Origin of the sequence: Peterkaempfera griseoplana (genome assembly GCF_001418575.1) — a bacterium.
Lineage (GTDB): Bacteria > Actinomycetota > Actinomycetes > Streptomycetales > Streptomycetaceae > Peterkaempfera > Peterkaempfera griseoplana.
The window spans coordinates 1-16,701 of record NZ_LIQR01000088.1; the positions used below are offsets into that span (position 1 = coordinate 1).

Sequence of the window (16,701 nt, forward strand, 5' to 3'; positions counted from 1 at the left end):
ACCCCCGACCCACCGGTGCACCGGATCGAAGCGCTCCCCCGCCTGCCCTAGCGTGATATCCACACCACTCAGGGGGAGAGAGCGACGATGCCCACCACCGGGACCCGCACACACCATCTGCTGCGCCCTGCCGCAGCACTGCTGGCCGCCGCACTGTTGGCGGCCGCCGCCACGGCCTGTTCCACCGACGCCGACAGCGATCCGCAGCCGGACCACCGCTCCTTCGCCCTGCCGGGCCGGACCCTGGTCGTCGAGAGCGACAACGCGGACCTCACCCTCACCCCCGCCGACGGCGACCGGGTGCAGGTGGAGCGAAGGATCAAGGTGTGGAAGGCCGGCGGCGGCAAGCCGGACATCTCCTGGTCGATGAGCGGGGACACTCTCCACCTCAAGGTGCACTGCGGCTGGGGGCTGGGCTCCTGCAGCGTCCACGACCTGGTGCAGGTGCCCCGCGGGGTCACCGTCACCGTCCACGGGATCAACGGGGACGTCGATGCGAGCGGCTTCACCGCACCGTTGAGCATCGTCACCACCAACGGCGACATCAGCGCCTCCGCCAGCCAGGGACCGCTCTCCCTCACCAGCACCAACGGAGACGTCTCGGCGACGGGCATCCGGGCGGCGCAGACCACCGCCGGCGCCACCAACGGCGACGTGGACCTCTCCTTCGCCCAGGCGCCGACCGGTGTCCGGGCCACCAGCAGCCAGGGCGACGTGTCCCTGCACCTCCCGTCCGCGGCGTCTCCCGGCTACCACCTGGATCTGAAGTCCTCGCTCGGCGACATCGTGCACGACGGAACGCCCGACACCCCGGGCAGCTCCCATGTCATCACCGCGTCCAGCAGCACGGGTGACATCACCCTGCTGCGGGACGGCGGCTGAGAGGTACGGCGCCCCGGGGGCCGACGCAGACCGTCACAGGTCGAGGACCAGGCGTACGACGTCCTCCACCCGCTCCAGCTCCCGGGGCCCCAGCAAGGCCGCCCGGCGGACCAGCCGGGACTTGTGCTTGGTCAGTCCGCTCTCGTGGCCGACCGGCACATGGGTGGCCGATCGGCGGCGGCCGCAGGGGGCGCCGCCGATCAGGTCCGTCAGCGCATATCTGCGAGGAGGGAGTCGAGTTCAGCCTCCTGCTGGGCCGGCGGCATCGGCGGATTCGAGTGGTCGATGCCGAAGGTCACCAGGACCTGGTCCATCTGGGCGTCGATGAACGTCCAGCCGGTGTTGTCCAGCGGCTGCAAGGAAGCCTGGTCGGCATCCCAGAGGTCGCGCAGCGACTGGGCAGCTGCATGGGCCCCGGTCGCGTTTCCCGACCGTGCGTCCCTGAGCGAGGTCGAGGCGAGTGCCTTCAGTGCGTCGACCTTCGTGGACGGGAAGTGCTTCACGGCCTGGCCGGGGGCGAGGTGAACGGTGGAGGTGGCGTCGGTCTCCGGCGCCGGGCCGACGTGCGGCCGGCTGTGCGCCCAGAACAGCAGGCTGCCGGTGGCGACGGCGAGGAGGCCGAAGCCCGCCAGTGCGATGCGTTCCCTGTGCAGGTTGGCGGTGATCTGCGGAGCGTGCGAAGCCTCGTAGGTCTCGGTCACGTCGGAGCGCGTCACCGTCAGGTAGACGACGGTCGCCAGGATCAGGCCGAGGAAGACCAGGCTGGTGGTGAAGGTGCCCAGCGCAAGCCCGGTCGGCTCGCCCGGCTGAGCGACCTTGGGTGAGGCGAGCCAGTCACCGATGTTGGCGCCCAGCGGCCGGGTCAGGATGTAGGCGAGCCAGAACGACAGCACCGGGTTCGCCCCGAACTTCCACAACGCGGTGATCGCCGCGATAAGGCCGAGCGGCAGCAGGACCGAGACTCCCGGGCTCCAGCCGGTGAGCTCAAGGGTCCAGTCGCCGGTCGCGGTGCCGAGCGCGAAGGTGACGAGAACGGCGAGCCAGTAGAACGACTCACGCGGCAAGGTCGTGACCGAGTGGATCGACAGGGTGCGCTCGCGCAGCCACCACACACCGAAGACCACGGCGAGCAGGACCGAGAACACCGTGGAGCTGATCCAGAGCGGCACGTTGAGCTGGTCGGTCAGGATGTCGGTGTACAGCGTGCCCGTGACACTGACAACGACCACGGTCAGCCAGCACGGGAACGGGACGTACCGCTTGAGCCGTAGCTGGACGCCCAGAACCACGACGAACACCGCGGTGAAGATCCAGGCCGTGTTCACCAGGCCGACGCCCAGCTTCATGTTGATCCAGTCGGCGAAACTCTCACCGACGGTCGTGCAAAGGATCTTGATCACCCAGAACCAGACGGTGACCTCGGGAACCTTGTTCAGCATCAGCCGCCCGCTGCGGCGCGTGCGGGCTTCGCTTGTCGTTGTCATACAGCGCAGGTTTGCTCGGCCAACCTGCACACAACCTGACTACGCAGTCGCTTCCGGCGCGGGGAAGGTCACCTCGACGCGGCCGTGACCATCCGCGACCGCACGGACTGCCACTCCCGCGGACGCGGCGAGACGCCTTACCACGGCCAGCCCCGGCACGTCGCGGACCGCCGCATCGTCCTCGCACACCACGATGAAAGCCACGCGCTGACCCTAGGCACTCGGGTGGAAGTTCTCCATTTCCCCTGGTCGGCACCCTCGGAGCCGGAGTGCTCCGGCTGTCGACGGTCTCGTGGTCCGGCTCCGGCAAAGCATGATCGTTAGGGTGCCGGCAGAGGCCGATCCGGAGACGGATTCCAAGATTTTCGACTGGATTTCTCCAGAGAGCCCCGGAAACGCCGGACAGGGCCGGTGTCCTGGAAAGGACACCGGCCCTGAGCTGGTGCTACGAAGTCGGGGTGGCGGGATCTGAACCCACGGCCTTCGTCCCGAATCAGGCCCTGGGAGGCCCCAGAGCTGCGATCCAGGCCCAAAGCCGCAGCTCAGAGGCTCGCTCTGGGTTGGTTTGCGTCGGCGCTTCGAGGCGTCGACTGCTTGATCTTCTCCAGGTCTTCTCCCAGGTCGATGGAGCTTTCCTGTGGCGCGGCTGCGCCGGTTCTCGGTGCGCGCCCGCGGTCAACCGAGCCGGAAGGTGTCGGCGAGCGTGTTCATCTCCACCTCCAGCAGCGTCTGCGGCTGGTGGCCCATGCCGCTGTAAAGGCCTTCGACCTCCAGGCTCACCACTCCGTGGATGCGGGTCCACGCCATGACGGCTCCGGCCAGGGCGTGGTCCGCGCCGTCTGTCGTGTCGAGGTATTGCGCGACCCAGGCGGCGACCGCGGGTTCCTGGTGTACCCAGGTATCCATCTGCTCGGCAACGGGCAGTACCGCGGAAATGGGCTGCGCTGACGCGAACAGCGGCAGGAACGGGCCGAGCGCCGCGCGCGCCTGCGCGAGGGTCTCGGGCGGGGCGCTGTAGCCGGGCAGCGGTGTTCCGGCGATCATCAGGTAGCGGTGGGGTTCCGCCACGGCCCAGGCTCGATGAGCTCCGGCCAGGGACAGCAGCCGATGACGAGGGGTGTACTTCGCGGACGCCTGCGCGGCCTCCCCGATGGCTGCGGCGAGGTCCTGGTAGGCGTCGCCGATCAGGGAACCGAGCAGGTCGTCCCGGTTGGCGAAGTAGCGGTACAGGGCCGGGCCGGAGAGCTCCAACTCCTTGGCGATGCGGGTGAGGGCGACCGCCGAGATGCCCCCCTCGGCCAGCTGTCGCAAGGCGATCTCCTTGATCTCCGTGCGCGTCTGCTCCCGGTACCTGGCCCGTGGTCCACCGGTTGTCATCGCCGTTCCTCCTTGCTTGCCGTGCCGAGCATCTCTCCTGTGTGAGCCATCGTAACTTCCCTTCTTCCTTCTAACTTCCTGGAGCGCGGTGTCAGTGAATGGCGGTGCGCCGAGGGTGCGCCTACATGCAGTCGCGACCGCCGCGAGTTGCGTCTGACCGTAACCATAGTTACAGTCTCTAACAGAAGCGAGCGGCAGTAACGCTCACTCGCTTCCCACCCGGACTTCCGGGTGCCCCGCTCTCGGTCTCCACTCGAAGGAACACGTCATGCGCGCTCTCCACGCCGTCCCGCTCGCCGCCCTGTCCGCAGTCCTGGTCCTCGCCACCCCCGGTCTGGCCTTCGGCAACTCGAAGGACGACACGCACGTCCGCCAGTCGGCCAAGGCCCCCTACAGCCAGTCGCTGACCTGCGGCGACGTCCACCCCGACGAGACCGCACCGGTGATCACCCGCAAGGAGATCGTGGTCAACGCTCCCCTGCAGACGGTCTGGAAGGTGCAGACGGACGTCGAGAACTGGCCCACCTGGCAGCCCAACGTCACCTCGCTGGTCAAGGAGACCCCCGGCGCGCTGCGGTCCGGCTCTGTGTTCCGCTGGGCCACCGAGGGCCTGGACATCACGTCCACCGTCAAGACGGTCGAGCACGACAAGTGCCTGGCCTGGGGTGGTCCCGCCCAGGGCATCAACGCGATCCACGTGTGGACCTTCACTCCCGTCAAGGGCGGCGTGCTCGTGCGCACCGAGGAGTCGTGGACCGGCGCTCCGGTCGTGGCCAACACCGCCGTCCTGCAGGCAGCCCTCGACAACTCGCTCCAGAACTGGGTGAACAACCTCAAGCACAGGAGCGAAAGCGACTCCTGACCAACGGCCGCCCAAGCACATCAGCCACGAAAGGAGCCGGAGCCATGGAAGCCCTGCACACCCTGCCTGCCTCGCCCACCGTTCAGAAGGTCTCGCCCACACCGGAGCACCCGCCGTACCCGCGCCGCTGGGTCGCTCTGGGCGTGCTCGCGGTCGCCCAGTTCATGGTCGTACTCGACTCCTCGATCGTGAACATCGCCCTGCCGGACATCGGCACCGGCCTGCACATGGCCGCCTCCTCCCTGTCCTGGGTAGTGACCGCCTATGTGCTGACCTTCGGCGGCCTGCTCATGCTGGGCGGGCGGATCGCCGACCTGCGCGGCCGGCGCGCCACCTTCCTGGCAGGCCTCATCGGATTCGGCACGGCATCGGCCGTCGCCGCCTTCGCCCCCACCGCGGGCATCCTGATCGCGGCCCGTGCCGTCCAGGGAGCCGCGGCGGCGCTGATGTCACCGGCCGCCCTGTCCCTGGTCACCACCCTGTTCCCCAGCAGGGAGCGGTCCAAGGCGTTGGGCGTGTGGGGGGCGGTGGCCGGCTGCGGAGGTGCGGCGGGCGTCCTCTTGGGCGGCGTGCTCACCGGCGCCTTCGGTTGGCCCTCGATTTTCCTGGTCAACCTCCCCGTCGCGGCAGCGGTGACCGCAGGAACCCTCCGCTACGTCCCCGCCGGCACCGGAACGCGAGGCCGGATCGACCTCCCCGGCGCCCTCACCCTCACCACGGGACTGGCCTCGATCGTCTACGGCCTCTCCCAGATCAACGCCAAGGGGATCACCTCGCCCCTGGTCCTGTCCGCACTCGGCCTCGGCGCACTCCTGCTCGCGGCCTTCGTCGCCACTGAGCGAGCGGTCACCCAGCCGCTTGTGCCGCTGCGGATCTTCCGGCTGCGCACTGTCACTTCCGCCAACGTCATCATGGCGGCGGTCGGCGCGGCCACGGTTGGACTGTTCTTCTTCCTCTCCCTGTACCTGCAGCAGATCCTGCACTACACGCCACTCAAGGCCGGACTCAGCCAGCTCCCCCTCGCGCTGATGATCATTACGGCAGCCACGCTGGCACCACAGCTCGCAGCCCGCACCAGCACCAAAACCCTCATGGTCACAGGTCCGCTCCTGCTCGCCACCGGCCTCGGCTGGTTCTCCACCGCCGCTGTCCACGGCAGCTTCGCCGGCGACATCCTGGGCCCCTCGCTCCTGGTCGGAGCAGGCCTGGGCCTGTCCTTCGTCAGCGTCAACATCACCGCCGCCGAAAAGGTCGCCCCGGCCGACGCCGGCCTGGCCGGAGGCCTGATCAACACCACCCAGCAGATCGGCGGAGCCCTCGGGCTCGCCCTGCTGAGCGCCGTCGCCACCCGCCACACCGGAACCAGCCCCACCCTGGCCTCCATCAACAGCGGCTACCAGGCAGCTTTCCTCGCCGGCACAGCGATCGCCGCCGCCGCAGCCCTCCTCGCGGCCCTCATCGCCCCCCGCCGCGGCCGATCCACGCAGGAGACGGCTACCCGCAGGACCCTCTGAAACCCACCCACGCACCCCAACTCCCGCTGACCCGTTACCCGTTCGCAAGCCCGGAGGACACCACCATGAACGCCGACGCCACCACTGCCACCGACGCCCCGCAGACCCAGCCGGCCGCGATCACCGCCGTCGACGAGAACGCCCCCGTGATCGTGCGGGTCTCCACCACCGTCAACGCCCCCCTGGCCGTCGTCTGGGACCTGCACTCCGACATCGCGGGGTGGGCCCGGTGGAACACCAACGTCGAGCGGGTCGAGTTCGCCGGCCCCCTCGCCCCCGGAGCGAGTTTCCGCTGGCTCACCCACGGCCTCGACATCACCTCCACCCTCTTCCAGGTCGTCCACGGCGAGCGCATCGCCTGGGGCGGACCCGCCAACGGCATCGACGGCATCCACGTCTGGACCTTCGAAGAGCACGACGGCGGCGTGACCATCCACACCGAGGAGTCCTGGAGCGGCGCCGTGGTCGAGGCCCAGCCCGACCCGTTGCGGCTGGCCCTGGAGCAGTCCCTCACCGACTGGCTGCACCAGCTCAAGACCGAAGCCGAAAATCGGTAGGACGGTCCTTCGAACACCGCTGCGGAACACCCCCCGACCGGATGGTCGGGGGGTGTTCCATGTGCTACGCGTCCTCACGCACCGGCTACGACTGTCTGTTCTGTGGCTGGCCCTCCGTCAACCCACGGCGAGGGACGACCGAGGCTCAGCGCCGGTTGCAGTTCGGATGCCTCCAAACCGGCCCCCACTGCTGCCCCCGTCGACCTCACCGGCGTCGGCGTGTACCCGCGCGCCGCAGGCGTCCTTGCGCCGTTCCTCCACGTAGCGCCGGACCGGCCCACACCCTCCCGGCCGCCACCATGACCCCCTGCAGCGCGGCCGACGCCTGCAGGAGCGAGCAGCCCAGCGCCACAAGCCCGCCCACGATCCCTGCCAACGCCACGACGATGCACATCCGCTGCCACATGCAGACCTCCTGGTCCGGTTCACCCACCACCGCCCGCGGCGGGCTGATGTTCCGAGCCTCGGGGCGAACCCGGCCCCCACCAACCCCCAAATCTCATGCGCCGCGCCACCGCCGACCACCAGGTCGAAACGCACCCGCGCGCGGCCTGCCACCCACCGGCCGCACCACCAACACCCGGATCCGGCTCGCCAGGTGGTCGCAGCATCCGTTTCTTCTGTCGCGCCATCCGCGCGGCACAGCGAACGGAGAAAGACCCTGATGCGGGAGGTGGGGGCACCCCCGCAGCTGATGGACGACCGCTTGGGCCATGAGGACGGATCGGTGCAGGCGCGGTGCTCGCACATCACCGCGCGGTGCGGCGCTGGCCGCTGGACGGGCTGACCGAGGTATGGGAGGAGTCCTTGGAGGAGCGCCGCCGGCTCTCGCCACGCTCACCGGTCGCCGCGCTGGACGCGCTGCTGACGGGCCGCACCGGGGCCTCGGGGGGCAGCCGGATTCCATGATCAGCCCCCGGGCCGGCCCCCAGCGCCCCTGAAACGAGTCAGGGCCGGTGCTCTCTCGCGAGAACACCGGCCCTGAACTGCACTTTCCTGGGTCGGGGTGGCGGGATTTGAACCCACGGCCTCTTCGTCCCGAACGAAGCGCGCTGCCAAGCTGCGCTACACCCCGGTGTCGCACCGTCTCCGGCGCGACGAGTAGTACTCTACCGGACCCGTGGCGGGAGACGAAATCCGCTTTCGAAGCGGTGCGGCGGGGGCCGACGTGCTGGTCAGGGGCGGGGGACCAGGGTGAGCAGGGTGGCCTCCGGGGGGCAGGCGAAGCGGAACGGGGTGTAGCGGTTGGTGCCGCAGCCCGCGGAGACGTGCAGGTAGGAGGTGCGGCCCCCGGCGGTGTGGGTGGAGAGGCCCTTGACCCGGTCGGGGTCGATGTCGCAGTTGGTGACCAGGGCGCCGTAGAAGGGGACGCAGACCTGGCCGCCGTGGGTGTGCCCCGCCAGGACCAGGGGATAGCCGTCGGCGGCGAAGGCGTCCAGGACACGCAGGTACGGCGCGTGCACCACGGCCAGGGCGAGGTCGGCGGAGGTGTCGGGGCCGCCGGCGACCTTGTTGTAGCGGTCGCGGCGGATGTGGGGGTCGTCCAGGCCGGTGAAGGCGATCTCCAGGTCCTGGATCCTGAGCCGGCCGCGGGTGTTGGTGAGGTTGAGCCAGCCCGCCGAGTCGAAGCCGTCCCGGAGCTGCTGCCAGGGGTTGTGGATGGCGCCGGTGACCCCGCGGCGGGCGCTGCCGTCGGCGGCGTTCAGGCCGTGGTCCCCGGAGAGCCGGGCGCCGATGTAGCGCAGCGGGTTCTTGGCGACGGGTCCGTAGTAGTCGTTGGAGCCGAAGACATACGCCCCCGGGAACTCCAGCAGCGGGCCGAGGGCGTCCAGGGCCTCGGGTACGGCCTCCGGGTCGGAGAGGTTGTCGCCGGTGTTGACCACCAGGTCGGGGCGGAGCGAGGCGAGGCCCTGCAGCCAGCGCTGTTTGCGGCGCTGGCCGGAGACCATGTGGATGTCCGAGACCTGGAGCACCCGCAGGGGGCGGGAGCCGCGCGGCAGCACCGGGACCTCGATCCGGCGGAGGCGGAAGGCCCGTACCTCGTACCCGGCGGCGTAGGCGAAGCAGGCGGCGCCGGTGGCGGCGATTCCCAGGGGTACGGCGTACAGCGGTCGCATCGGTCCATGGTTGCAGACGGCCCGTGGCGGTACATGATCGAGGGGCACTGACGGCCGAGGGCGGGTCCCACTCAGGGTGGGAGCCGCCCTCGGCACTCCGGGCTCAGGGCTCCGGACGGCGGATCAGTCCGGCGGGTCCGGTGATCGGTCCGGTGATCAGTCGGTCGGCACGCCGGCGGGCAGACGGCGCGGCACGAAGGTGCTGTTGGCCGACGCCTTCACGCCGTAGGTCCAGTTGAGGATCTTGGCCGCATCGGTGAAGCGGTTGCTGTCGTAGAGCAGGACGCCGATCACCGGGCGGCCGTTGCGGGTGGCGGCGAAGACCAGGCAGGGGCCCGAGGGGGTGCTGGTGCCGGTCTTCACCCCGGTGGCGCCCTTGTAGGCACCGAGCAGCTTGTTGGTGTTGTACCAGGTGTAGATGCGGCCGTTGGTGGCCTTCTGGCGGGTCTTGGTGGTGGCGACGATGGTGCGGATGTTGCCGCTGTGCAGGGCGAAGCGGGTGAGCAGGGCCAGCGACCGCGGGGTGGTGTAGTTCTGCCCCTTGGGCGATATCCCGTCGAAGGAGTCGAAGTGGGTGCCCTTGAGGCCCAGTGCCTTGGCCTTGGCGTTCATCTTGGAGATGAAGTTGGCGGTGCGCGCGGCCATGGTCTTGCCGGTGCCGAAGTTGTCGGCCAGGGCGTACGCGGCGTCGCAGCCGGACGGCAGCAGCATCGCGTAGAGCAGCTGGCGGACGGTGAGCTTGTCTCCGGTGCGCAGATCGGCGCTGGAGGCGCCCTTGGCTGCGACGTAGCTGCGGTACTCCTTCTTGATGGTGATCTTGCGGTCCAGGTTGAGGCCCTTGGTGGTCATCACCACCGTGGCCGTCATGATCTTGGTGGTGCTGGCCATCGGCCTGCTGGTGTCGGCGCCCTTGCCCCAGAGCGCCTTGCCGGTGGAGGCGTCGATCAGGACGGCCCCCCGGGCGCTGATGCCGGACGGTCCGGTGGCGGCCTGAGCCGACGTGGCCGGGACCGCGGCCAGCAGCGCGGCGGCGGTGGTCAGCGCGGCGGCCATGCGGCGGATGCCGGTGTACCCGGATCTCATGGGTGCTCCGTTTCAGAACATCTGATGGTCCGACGTATTCGCGGAGTACGACGCCCGACAGCCGTGCGGGGTTGCGCAGCGCGGCCTTAATACGGGGCGGCACCGGCCCGGTGCAGGCACAATGTGGGGCATGACGCTCAAGAAGCAGCTGCAGGAGGACCTCACCTCTGCCATCAGGGCCCGGGACGAGCTCCGCTCCGCGACGATCCGGCTCACCCTGACCGCGATCACCAACGCCGAGGTGGCCGGTACGGAGGCCCGGGAGCTCTCGGACGACGAGGTGCTCAAGGTGATCACCCGTGAGGCGAAGAAGCGGCGTGAGGCCGCCGAGGCCTTCGCCGACGCCGGACGCGCCGACTCGGCCGCGCGGGAGCGCGCCGAGGGCGAGGTCCTGGCGGGTTATCTGCCGCAGCAGCTGGGCGACGAGGAGCTGGCCGCGATCGTGGCGGAGGCGGTGAAGGAGGCCGCGGCGGGCGGCGCCGAGGGACCCCGGGCGATGGGCGCGGTGATGAAGCTGGTGAACCCCAGGGTCGCCGGCCGCGCCGAGGGCGGCCGGGTGGCCGCCGCGGTGAAGCAGGCCCTCAGCGGCTGACGGCTGGTCGGTCCCGTACAACAGGGAGGGGGCACCCCGGAGAACCGGGGTGCCCCCTCGCCGTGTGGGGCGGGCCCTGCGATCAGGGGCCGGTGGTGGCGCCGGTGGTGTTGCCTCCGGCGCGGCCGGTGTGGCCGCCGGTGTTGCCGCCGATGAAGCCCGGCGGCAGGGTGATGCCGCCGTTGGTGGCGCCGGCGATCTGGCCGGCGGTGGCCTGGCCGCCCTTGTTCTTGCCGTTCTTGTCCTTGTTCTTGTCCTCCGGCGGCTTGGGCACGGGGATGAAGACACGGTTGAAGGAGCTCGGCGCGGTTCCGCTGAGGGCCTGCGAGACGGCCGCCTTCCAGATCGGACCGGGACCGTCGGCGCCGAAGACCTGCGGGTAGTAGCGGCCGCCGATGGTGATGTCGAGCATGGTGTGGCCCTGGTTGGGGTCGCCCAGCCAGACCGAGGCGGCGATGTCCGGGGTGTAGCCGGTGAACCAGGCGTTCATCGGGCCGGTGAAGCCCGCAGCGTCGGTGGTACCGGTCTTGCCCGCGCTGTCGCGGTCGGTGAGGCCGGCCTTGGTGCCGGTACCGTCCTGGGTCACGCCCAGCAGCAGGGTGTTGATGGTGTCGGCGGTCTTCTCCGTCATCACCTGCTGGCAGTTGGCCTTGGGGACCGTCAGCCGCTTGGTGCCGTAGGTGACCGCGGTGATGGCGACGGGGTCGCAGTGGGTGCCGCGGGCGGCGAAGGTGGCGTAGGCGTCGGCCATCTGAAGCGGCGAGTAGTTGAGGACGCCCAGGGTCATGGACGCCAGCTGCTGCAGCTTGTCGCCGTTCGCCTGGGTGCCCAGCCCCAGCTTGCCGGCCATGTTCGCCACCGGGCAGAGGCCGATCTTCTGCTCCAGCTGGACGAAGTAGGTGTTGACCGACTTGTTCATGGCCTCCTGCATCGAGTAGGGGCCCTTTTCGCTGGCGCTCTCGTTCCGGGTGCTGTCGCCGTTCTGCACCCACTGTCCGTTGCAGGTGGACATGGTGGGGTAGACCATCTTGTTGGGCGACGGGAAAACCTGCGTCGGCGGCGTACCGCCCTCGATCGCCGCCGCCGCGGTGACCGGCTTGAAGGTCGAGCCGACCGGCTGGCCGCCGCCGCTGCCGAGGTCGTTGCCGACGCTGAAGTTCACCTGGGTCTGGTGCTGCTTGGCGCTCAGGCCGTAGGGGCGGCTCTGCGCCATGGCGAGGATCCGCCCGGTGCCCGGCTTGATCATGGTGATCGCCGAGGCGACCGAGTCGCTGGCGTGGACCCTGCCGGTGATCGCGGAGCTCGCCGCGGCCTGCACCGCGGGGTCCAGGGTGGTGTAGATCTTCAGGCCGCCGCGGGAGAGCAGCTTGACGCGGTCCGCCTTGGTCTTGCCGAAGGCCGGGTTGGTCTTGATCACGTTGCGTACGTAGTCGCAGAAGAAGCCCTCGCCCCGCTTGGCGGTGATGCAGCCGTTCTGCTGGGGCGAGAACTTGAGCTTCAGCGGTGTGGCGATGGCCTGCTGGGCCTGGGCCTCGGTGATGTGCTTGAGCGAGGCCATCCGCTGGATCACCGTGTCACGGCGCTCCTTGGCGGCCTGCGGGTGGAGCGTGGGGTCGTACGCGGAGGGGTTCTGCACCAGGCCGGCCAGCATCGCCGCCTCGGGGAGGGTGAGGTCCTTGGCGTGCTTGCTGAAGTAGCGGTTGGAGGCCGCCTCGATGCCGTAGGCGCCGTTCCCGAAGAAGGTGATGTTGAGGTAGTTGGTGAGGATCTGGTCCTTGGAGAGCTTCTCCTCGACCGTGATCGCGTACTTCAGCTCCTGGATCTTGCGGCCCGCGGTCTGCCGGGTGGCCTCCAGGAACTTCTTCTGGTCGTCGCCGGCCTCCTCGACGAAGACGTTCTTCACATACTGCTGGGTGAGGGTGGAGGCACCCTCGGTGCTTCCGGACTCCGCGTTCTTGGTGGCGGCGCGGAGCACACCCTTGAGGTCGATCGCGCCGTGCTGGTAGAAGCGGGCGTCCTCGATGTCCACCTGGGCCTGGCGCATCACCGGGGCGATGTCGTCGAACTTCACGATGGTGCGGTCGCGGTCGTAGACCTTGGCGATCAGGCCGCCCTTGGCGTCGTAGATGTACGAGGCCTGGGAGAGGGTGGGCGCCTCGAAGTTCGCCGGGAGGCTGTTGAAGCTCTCCGCGGTGTTCTTGGCGGTGAGTCCGAGTGCGCCTGCCGCAGGCAGGGCCAGTCCGGCGGCGAGGACGCCGGCCAGGACGCTCGCGCCGGCGAAGTACACGGCGAGCTTGGCCTTGTCCAGGGGAGATCCCGAGCGCTTCTGTGCCATGGGGGACAGACTACGTCCTGGGAATCGCGGACAGCTGGGCATATGTTCGCTTACGCTGTCACAAGGTTGCGACAACTTCAGCGACCCCTCAGCACTCACTCTTGTGGGTGATGAGATCTGTCCGGATCGCAACATATGCCAGGAGTAGTTGCCGGGCGGAGGTCCCCGAAGCCTCCCGTCGGCGCCCCAGGAGGCCTCCAGGCTGCGGTCACTCCGGCGAGTGACCTCCCAGGCACCCATAGTCCGTTCGGGCCATTCGAGATTGGGCCCCGAGGGGCTGTTGCAACCTGCCGTTCTTCCGTAACGTCCTCAACTGGCAGCGGTGAATATGCCGTTGCCGCCGTGGGGGAGCCTCGATTCGGGAGAGGACGGCGCCAGCATGAGCTGGGTTGACGACTGGAGTGCGCAGGCAGCCTGCCGCACGAGTGATCCGGACGAACTCTTCGTCCAGGGGGCGGCGCAGAACCGCGCCAAGGCCGTGTGCAGCGGATGCCCGGTGCGCACCGAGTGCCTGGCGGACGCCCTCGACAATCGCGTCGAGTTCGGCGTGTGGGGTGGAATGACAGAGCGGGAGCGCCGTGCGCTGCTGCGGCGGCGGCCCACGGTCACCTCGTGGCGCAGGCTGCTGGAGACCGCGCGGACCGAGTACGAGCAGTCCGTGGGCGTCGGCGCTCCGGACTACGCACAGGCAGGTTAGGGCCCACCCGACGGGTGGGCCCCGCCCCCCTCAGGCCGGGGTGGAGTTCAGACGCGCGCCGATCTCCCGGAGTCCGTCCAGGTCGTGGACGTCTCCGGGCAGGGCGGGGACCTCGGTGATGGGGACGTCCGGATAGACCGAGACAAAGCGGTCACGGGTGCGCCGCTCACGCGCGATCACCTGCATCCGCTCGGCGTGCAGTCGCAGCAGACCGGCGGCCACGGCCTCGGCGGCGGTGCTTCCCCCGGAGGCGCCCGCGGCCGCGCTCGTCCCGTCGCCGATGCCGTTCTCCTCCAGGGTCTCCGCGCCGGCCAGCGCCCGTTCCGCGGTGAGCTGCGGGGCCCCGGTGGTGTGCACCCGGTTGAGGACCAGCCCGGCCAGCGGCATCCGGTCGGCGGCCAGCCGGTCCACGAAGTACGCCGCCTCCCGCAGCGCGTCGCGCTCCGGAGCGGCCACCACCAGGAAGGCGGTGCCCGGCGCCTGCAGCAGCCGGTAGGTGCGGTCAGCGCGCTCCCGGAAGCCGCCGAACATGGAGTCCAGCGCCGCCACGAAGGTCTGCACATCCGTCAGCACATGGGCGCCGATCACCTTGTTGAGGACCCCGGTGACCAGGCCCATCCCGGCGCCCAGGAACTTCATCGCGCCGCGCCCGCCGACCTTGGCCGGCGCCATCAGCACCCTGATGAACCGGCCGTCCAGGAACGACCCCAGGCGGTTGGGGGCGTCCAGGAAGTCCAGCGCGGAGCGGCTGGGCGGGGTGTCCACGACGATCAGGTCCCACTCGTCGCGGGCCCGGAGCTGGCCCAGCTTCTCCATCGCCATGTACTCCTGCGTCCCGGCGAAGCCGGCCGACAGGGACTGGTAGAAGGGGTTCTCCAGGATGGTGCGGGCGCGCTCCGGATCGGAGTGGGCGATGACGATCTCGTCGAACGTCCGCTTCATGTCGAGCATCATGGCGCAGAGCTCACCGCCGTTGGCGGCCGCGACGCCCTTCACCGGCCGGGGGGTGTTGTCCAGTTCGGACAGGCCCATGGACTGGGCCAGCCGCCGCGCCGGGTCGATGGTGAGCACCACCACGCGCCGGCCGCGTTCGGCCGCGCGCACCCCGAGAGCCGCCGCGGTGGTGGTCTTGCCGACGCCGCCGGAGCCGCAGCAGACGATGATCCGCGTCTCCCGGTCGTCGAGGAGCGCGTCGACGTCCAGAGCGGTCTGTGGCTCCGCCCGCTCCGCCGCCGTCGCCCCGGTCTTCCCGGTCATGCCGCCCCCTGACTCTTCAGCTCGGCCGCCAGCCGGTACAGACCGCCGAGGTCCACGCCCTCGCCCAGCAGCGGCAGTTGGTACGAGGGCAGGCCCAGCCGCGCCAGCTCGGCCCGCTGCTCACGTTCCAGCAGCACCCGTTCCGCGTGTTCCCTGGCCTGCTCCAGCAGCGGGTCCAGCAGCGGTTCCACATGGGTGCGGACGGCCTGGGCGCTGCGGGAGCGCCCGGACAGCCCGGCGTCGACCAGCGCCCTGGCGACCTCCTCGCGGTGGTCGCCGTCGGCGGCCCGCACCGCGGCCTCGTCCAGCAGCGGCGGACGGACCATGTCGATCACGATGCCGCCCACCGGCAGTCCGGCCTCGCGCAGCTCCGCGACCCCGTCCACGGTCTCCTGCACCGGCATCTCCTCCAGCAGGGTGACCAGGTGGACGGCGGTCTCGGCGGACCTGATGACCCGCATCACCGCCTGGGCCTGGTTGTATATCGGCCCGAACCGGGCCAGCCCCGCCACCTCGGTGTTGACGTTGAGGAAGCGGGTGATGCGGCCGGTCGGCGGGGCGTCCATCACCACGGCGTCATAGGCGCGGCGGCCGTCCGGGCCCTTGCGCCGGGCGGCCTCGCAGGCCTTGCCGGTGAGCAGCACATCGCGCAGTCCGGGGGCGATGGTGGTGGCGAAGTCGATGGCGCCCAGCTTCTTCAGCGCCTTCCCGGCGCGGCCGAGCTTGTAGAACATGTCGAGGTACTCCAGCAGCGCCTGCTCCGGGTCGATGGCGAGCGCGAACACCTCGCCGGTGCCGGTGCCGGGCAGTCCCAGCCGGGCCGGGGAGACCGAGGCGATCTTCCGCTCCTCGTAGGGGAGCGCGGCGATGCCGAAGAGCTCGGCGATGCCCTGCCGCCCCTCGACCTCGATCAGCAGGGTGCGGCGGCCCTCTGCGGCCAGGGCCAGCGCCAGCGCCGCGGCGACGGTGGTTTTGCCGGTCCCGCCCTTGCCGCTGACCACGTGCAGCCGGACCCCCTCCCAGTCCGATCCCCCCTCCTGGGTGCGCGCCATGCTCGACCTCATCCCGCCCTGCTCGATCCGATCGTCCTGCCGTGGAGGGCCTGCCCGAACGGGGGAGGGCCCACGCCGCGAGCGTAACCACCGGACCGCGCGGATGCGGGGAAGCCCCCGGAGCCAGGGGGGATTTGCAGCCTTTTGTGTCGGACCTCACAGCGGCGGCCAGGATGCCCGCGGAAGCGGATCCGTCAGCCGTTAGAGTCGCCCCATGACCAAGTGGGAATACGTGACCGTGCCGCTGCTGGTGCATGCGACCAAGCAGATCCTGGACACCTGGGGCGAGGACGGCTGGGAGCTGGTGCAGGTCGTGCCCGGGCCCAACAACCCCGAGCAGCTGGTGGCCTACCTCAAGCGGGAGAAGCAGGCATGAGCAAGGTGGAGAGCCGGCTGGCCGAGCTGGGGCTGACCCTGCCCGAGGTCGTCCCGCCGCTGGCGGCCTATGTGCCCGCGGTGCGCTCCGGCGACCTGGTCCTCACCTCGGGCCAGCTGCCGATGGCCGACGGCAGGATGGCCGTCACCGGCAAGGTGGGCGGCGAGGTCACCGCCGAGGAGGCCAAGGCGCTGGCCCGTGTCTGCGCCCTGAACGCGCTGGCCGCCGTCAAGTCGGTGATCGGCGACCTCGACCGGGTCGAGCAGGTCGTCAAGGTGGTCGGCTTTGTCGCCTCCGCTCCGGACTTCACCGGTCAGCCCGGTGTGGTCAACGGCGCCAGCGAACTGTTCGGCGAGGTGTTCGGCGACGCGGGAGTGCACGCCCGCAGCGCGGTCGGGGTGGCGGTGCTGCCGCTGGACGCCCCGGTCGAGGTGGAGATCCAGGTCCGCGTCTCGGCAGGCTGAGCCGCCGTACGGACCGCCCCGGCCCCGCCTCCCGGAGGGCGACCCGTTCGCT

At 70.1% G+C, this 16,701-nt stretch carries 17 protein-coding genes and 1 tRNA gene; 9 read left to right on the plus strand and 9 right to left on the minus strand.

All coding sequences use genetic code 11. The features are described from left to right. Positions 1-87: 87 nt before the first annotated feature. A complete protein-coding gene (locus tag AOK09_RS06960) occupies positions 88-882 on the plus strand; it encodes a DUF4097 family beta strand repeat-containing protein (RefSeq protein ID WP_055586239.1) in 795 nt (264 codons plus the stop codon). A 33-nt stretch (positions 883-915) separates the two neighbouring features. On the opposite strand, the gene AOK09_RS43085 is transcribed toward AOK09_RS06960, so the two are convergent. The 3 genes from AOK09_RS43085 to AOK09_RS06970 form a co-directional block, all read right to left on the minus strand. Further along, entirely contained in the window at positions 916-1,041 is a 126-nt protein-coding gene (locus AOK09_RS43085; RefSeq protein WP_265736708.1) for a hypothetical protein, read from the minus strand. A gap of 50 nt (positions 1,042-1,091) precedes the next feature. Next, positions 1,092-2,366: a COG4705 family protein gene (locus AOK09_RS06965; RefSeq protein ID WP_055586240.1), complete on the minus strand. Its 1,275-nt coding sequence runs from the start codon at positions 2,364-2,366 to the stop codon at positions 1,092-1,094. Positions 2,367-3,041: 675 nt separating this feature from the next. Next, positions 3,042-3,743 carry a TetR/AcrR family transcriptional regulator gene (locus tag AOK09_RS06970; protein WP_055586241.1) on the minus strand — a complete coding sequence of 234 codons (702 nt, stop codon included), beginning with the start codon at positions 3,741-3,743 and terminating at the stop codon, positions 3,042-3,044. 268 nt (positions 3,744-4,011) lie between these two features. Here AOK09_RS06970 and AOK09_RS06975 point away from each other — a divergent pair, with 268 nt between their 5' ends. The 4 genes from AOK09_RS06975 to AOK09_RS37395 all read left to right on the plus strand — a co-directional run bounded on the left by AOK09_RS06975 (position 4,012) and on the right by AOK09_RS37395 (position 7,585). Next, positions 4,012-4,605, plus strand: coding sequence for an SRPBCC family protein (locus tag AOK09_RS06975; protein WP_055586242.1), 594 nt, complete (start codon positions 4,012-4,014; stop codon positions 4,603-4,605). A 44-nt stretch (positions 4,606-4,649) separates the two neighbouring features. Beyond that, positions 4,650-6,119 (plus strand): DHA2 family efflux MFS transporter permease subunit, encoded by a 1,470-nt coding sequence (locus AOK09_RS06980; protein WP_055586243.1) that lies wholly within the window; start codon positions 4,650-4,652, stop codon positions 6,117-6,119. Between the two features lie 65 nt (positions 6,120-6,184). Next, positions 6,185-6,676, plus strand: coding sequence for an SRPBCC family protein (locus tag AOK09_RS06985; protein ID WP_055586244.1), 492 nt, complete (start codon positions 6,185-6,187; stop codon positions 6,674-6,676). Positions 6,677-7,414: 738 nt separating this feature from the next. Continuing rightward, positions 7,415-7,585, plus strand: coding sequence for a hypothetical protein (locus AOK09_RS37395; RefSeq protein WP_217698388.1), 171 nt, complete (start codon positions 7,415-7,417; stop codon positions 7,583-7,585). A gap of 92 nt (positions 7,586-7,677) precedes the next feature. Here the strand turns inward: AOK09_RS37395 and AOK09_RS06995 are convergent. From AOK09_RS06995 to AOK09_RS07005, 3 genes are all read right to left on the minus strand, one after another. Beyond that, positions 7,678-7,751: transfer RNA gene (locus AOK09_RS06995), tRNA-Pro, on the minus strand. Positions 7,752-7,851: 100 nt separating this feature from the next. Continuing rightward, positions 7,852-8,793 carry a metallophosphoesterase gene (locus tag AOK09_RS07000; RefSeq protein ID WP_055586246.1) on the minus strand — a complete coding sequence of 314 codons (942 nt, stop codon included), beginning with the start codon at positions 8,791-8,793 and terminating at the stop codon, positions 7,852-7,854. Positions 8,794-8,949: 156 nt separating this feature from the next. After that, the gene (locus tag AOK09_RS07005; RefSeq protein WP_055586247.1) at positions 8,950-9,876 is read right to left on the minus strand and encodes a D-alanyl-D-alanine carboxypeptidase family protein; all 927 of its coding nucleotides are present in this window, start codon (positions 9,874-9,876) and stop codon (positions 8,950-8,952) included. A gap of 130 nt (positions 9,877-10,006) precedes the next feature. Here AOK09_RS07005 and AOK09_RS07010 point away from each other — a divergent pair, with 130 nt between their 5' ends. Continuing rightward, complete coding sequence (locus AOK09_RS07010) at positions 10,007-10,468, plus strand: GatB/YqeY domain-containing protein (RefSeq protein ID WP_055586248.1); 462 nt, start codon at positions 10,007-10,009, stop codon at positions 10,466-10,468. Positions 10,469-10,550: 82 nt separating this feature from the next. On the opposite strand, the gene AOK09_RS07015 is transcribed toward AOK09_RS07010, so the two are convergent. Continuing rightward, positions 10,551-12,803, minus strand: a complete 2,253-nt coding sequence (locus AOK09_RS07015; RefSeq protein WP_055586249.1) for a transglycosylase domain-containing protein — start codon at positions 12,801-12,803, stop codon at positions 10,551-10,553. Positions 12,804-13,182: 379 nt separating this feature from the next. On the opposite strand from AOK09_RS07015, the gene AOK09_RS07020 reads away from it, so the two are divergent. After that, positions 13,183-13,500 carry a WhiB family transcriptional regulator gene (locus AOK09_RS07020; protein WP_055586250.1) on the plus strand — a complete coding sequence of 106 codons (318 nt, stop codon included), beginning with the start codon at positions 13,183-13,185 and terminating at the stop codon, positions 13,498-13,500. Positions 13,501-13,530: 30 nt separating this feature from the next. On the opposite strand, the gene AOK09_RS07025 is transcribed toward AOK09_RS07020, so the two are convergent. Beyond that, positions 13,531-14,757 carry an ArsA family ATPase gene (locus tag AOK09_RS07025; RefSeq protein WP_055586251.1) on the minus strand — a complete coding sequence of 409 codons (1,227 nt, stop codon included), beginning with the start codon at positions 14,755-14,757 and terminating at the stop codon, positions 13,531-13,533. Then, entirely contained in the window at positions 14,754-15,809 is a 1,056-nt protein-coding gene (locus tag AOK09_RS07030; RefSeq protein ID WP_055586252.1) for an ArsA-related P-loop ATPase, read from the minus strand. The genes AOK09_RS07025 and AOK09_RS07030 overlap by 4 nt, the downstream gene beginning before the upstream one ends. Positions 15,810-16,023: 214 nt before the next feature. On the opposite strand from AOK09_RS07030, the gene AOK09_RS38880 reads away from it, so the two are divergent. Further along, complete coding sequence (locus AOK09_RS38880) at positions 16,024-16,185, plus strand: DUF4177 domain-containing protein (RefSeq protein ID WP_003981536.1); 162 nt, start codon at positions 16,024-16,026, stop codon at positions 16,183-16,185. Continuing rightward, positions 16,182-16,649: a RidA family protein gene (locus AOK09_RS07035; RefSeq protein ID WP_055586253.1), complete on the plus strand. Its 468-nt coding sequence runs from the start codon at positions 16,182-16,184 to the stop codon at positions 16,647-16,649. Before AOK09_RS38880 ends, AOK09_RS07035 begins: the two co-directional genes overlap by 4 nt. The last annotated feature ends 52 nt before the right edge of the window (positions 16,650-16,701 follow it).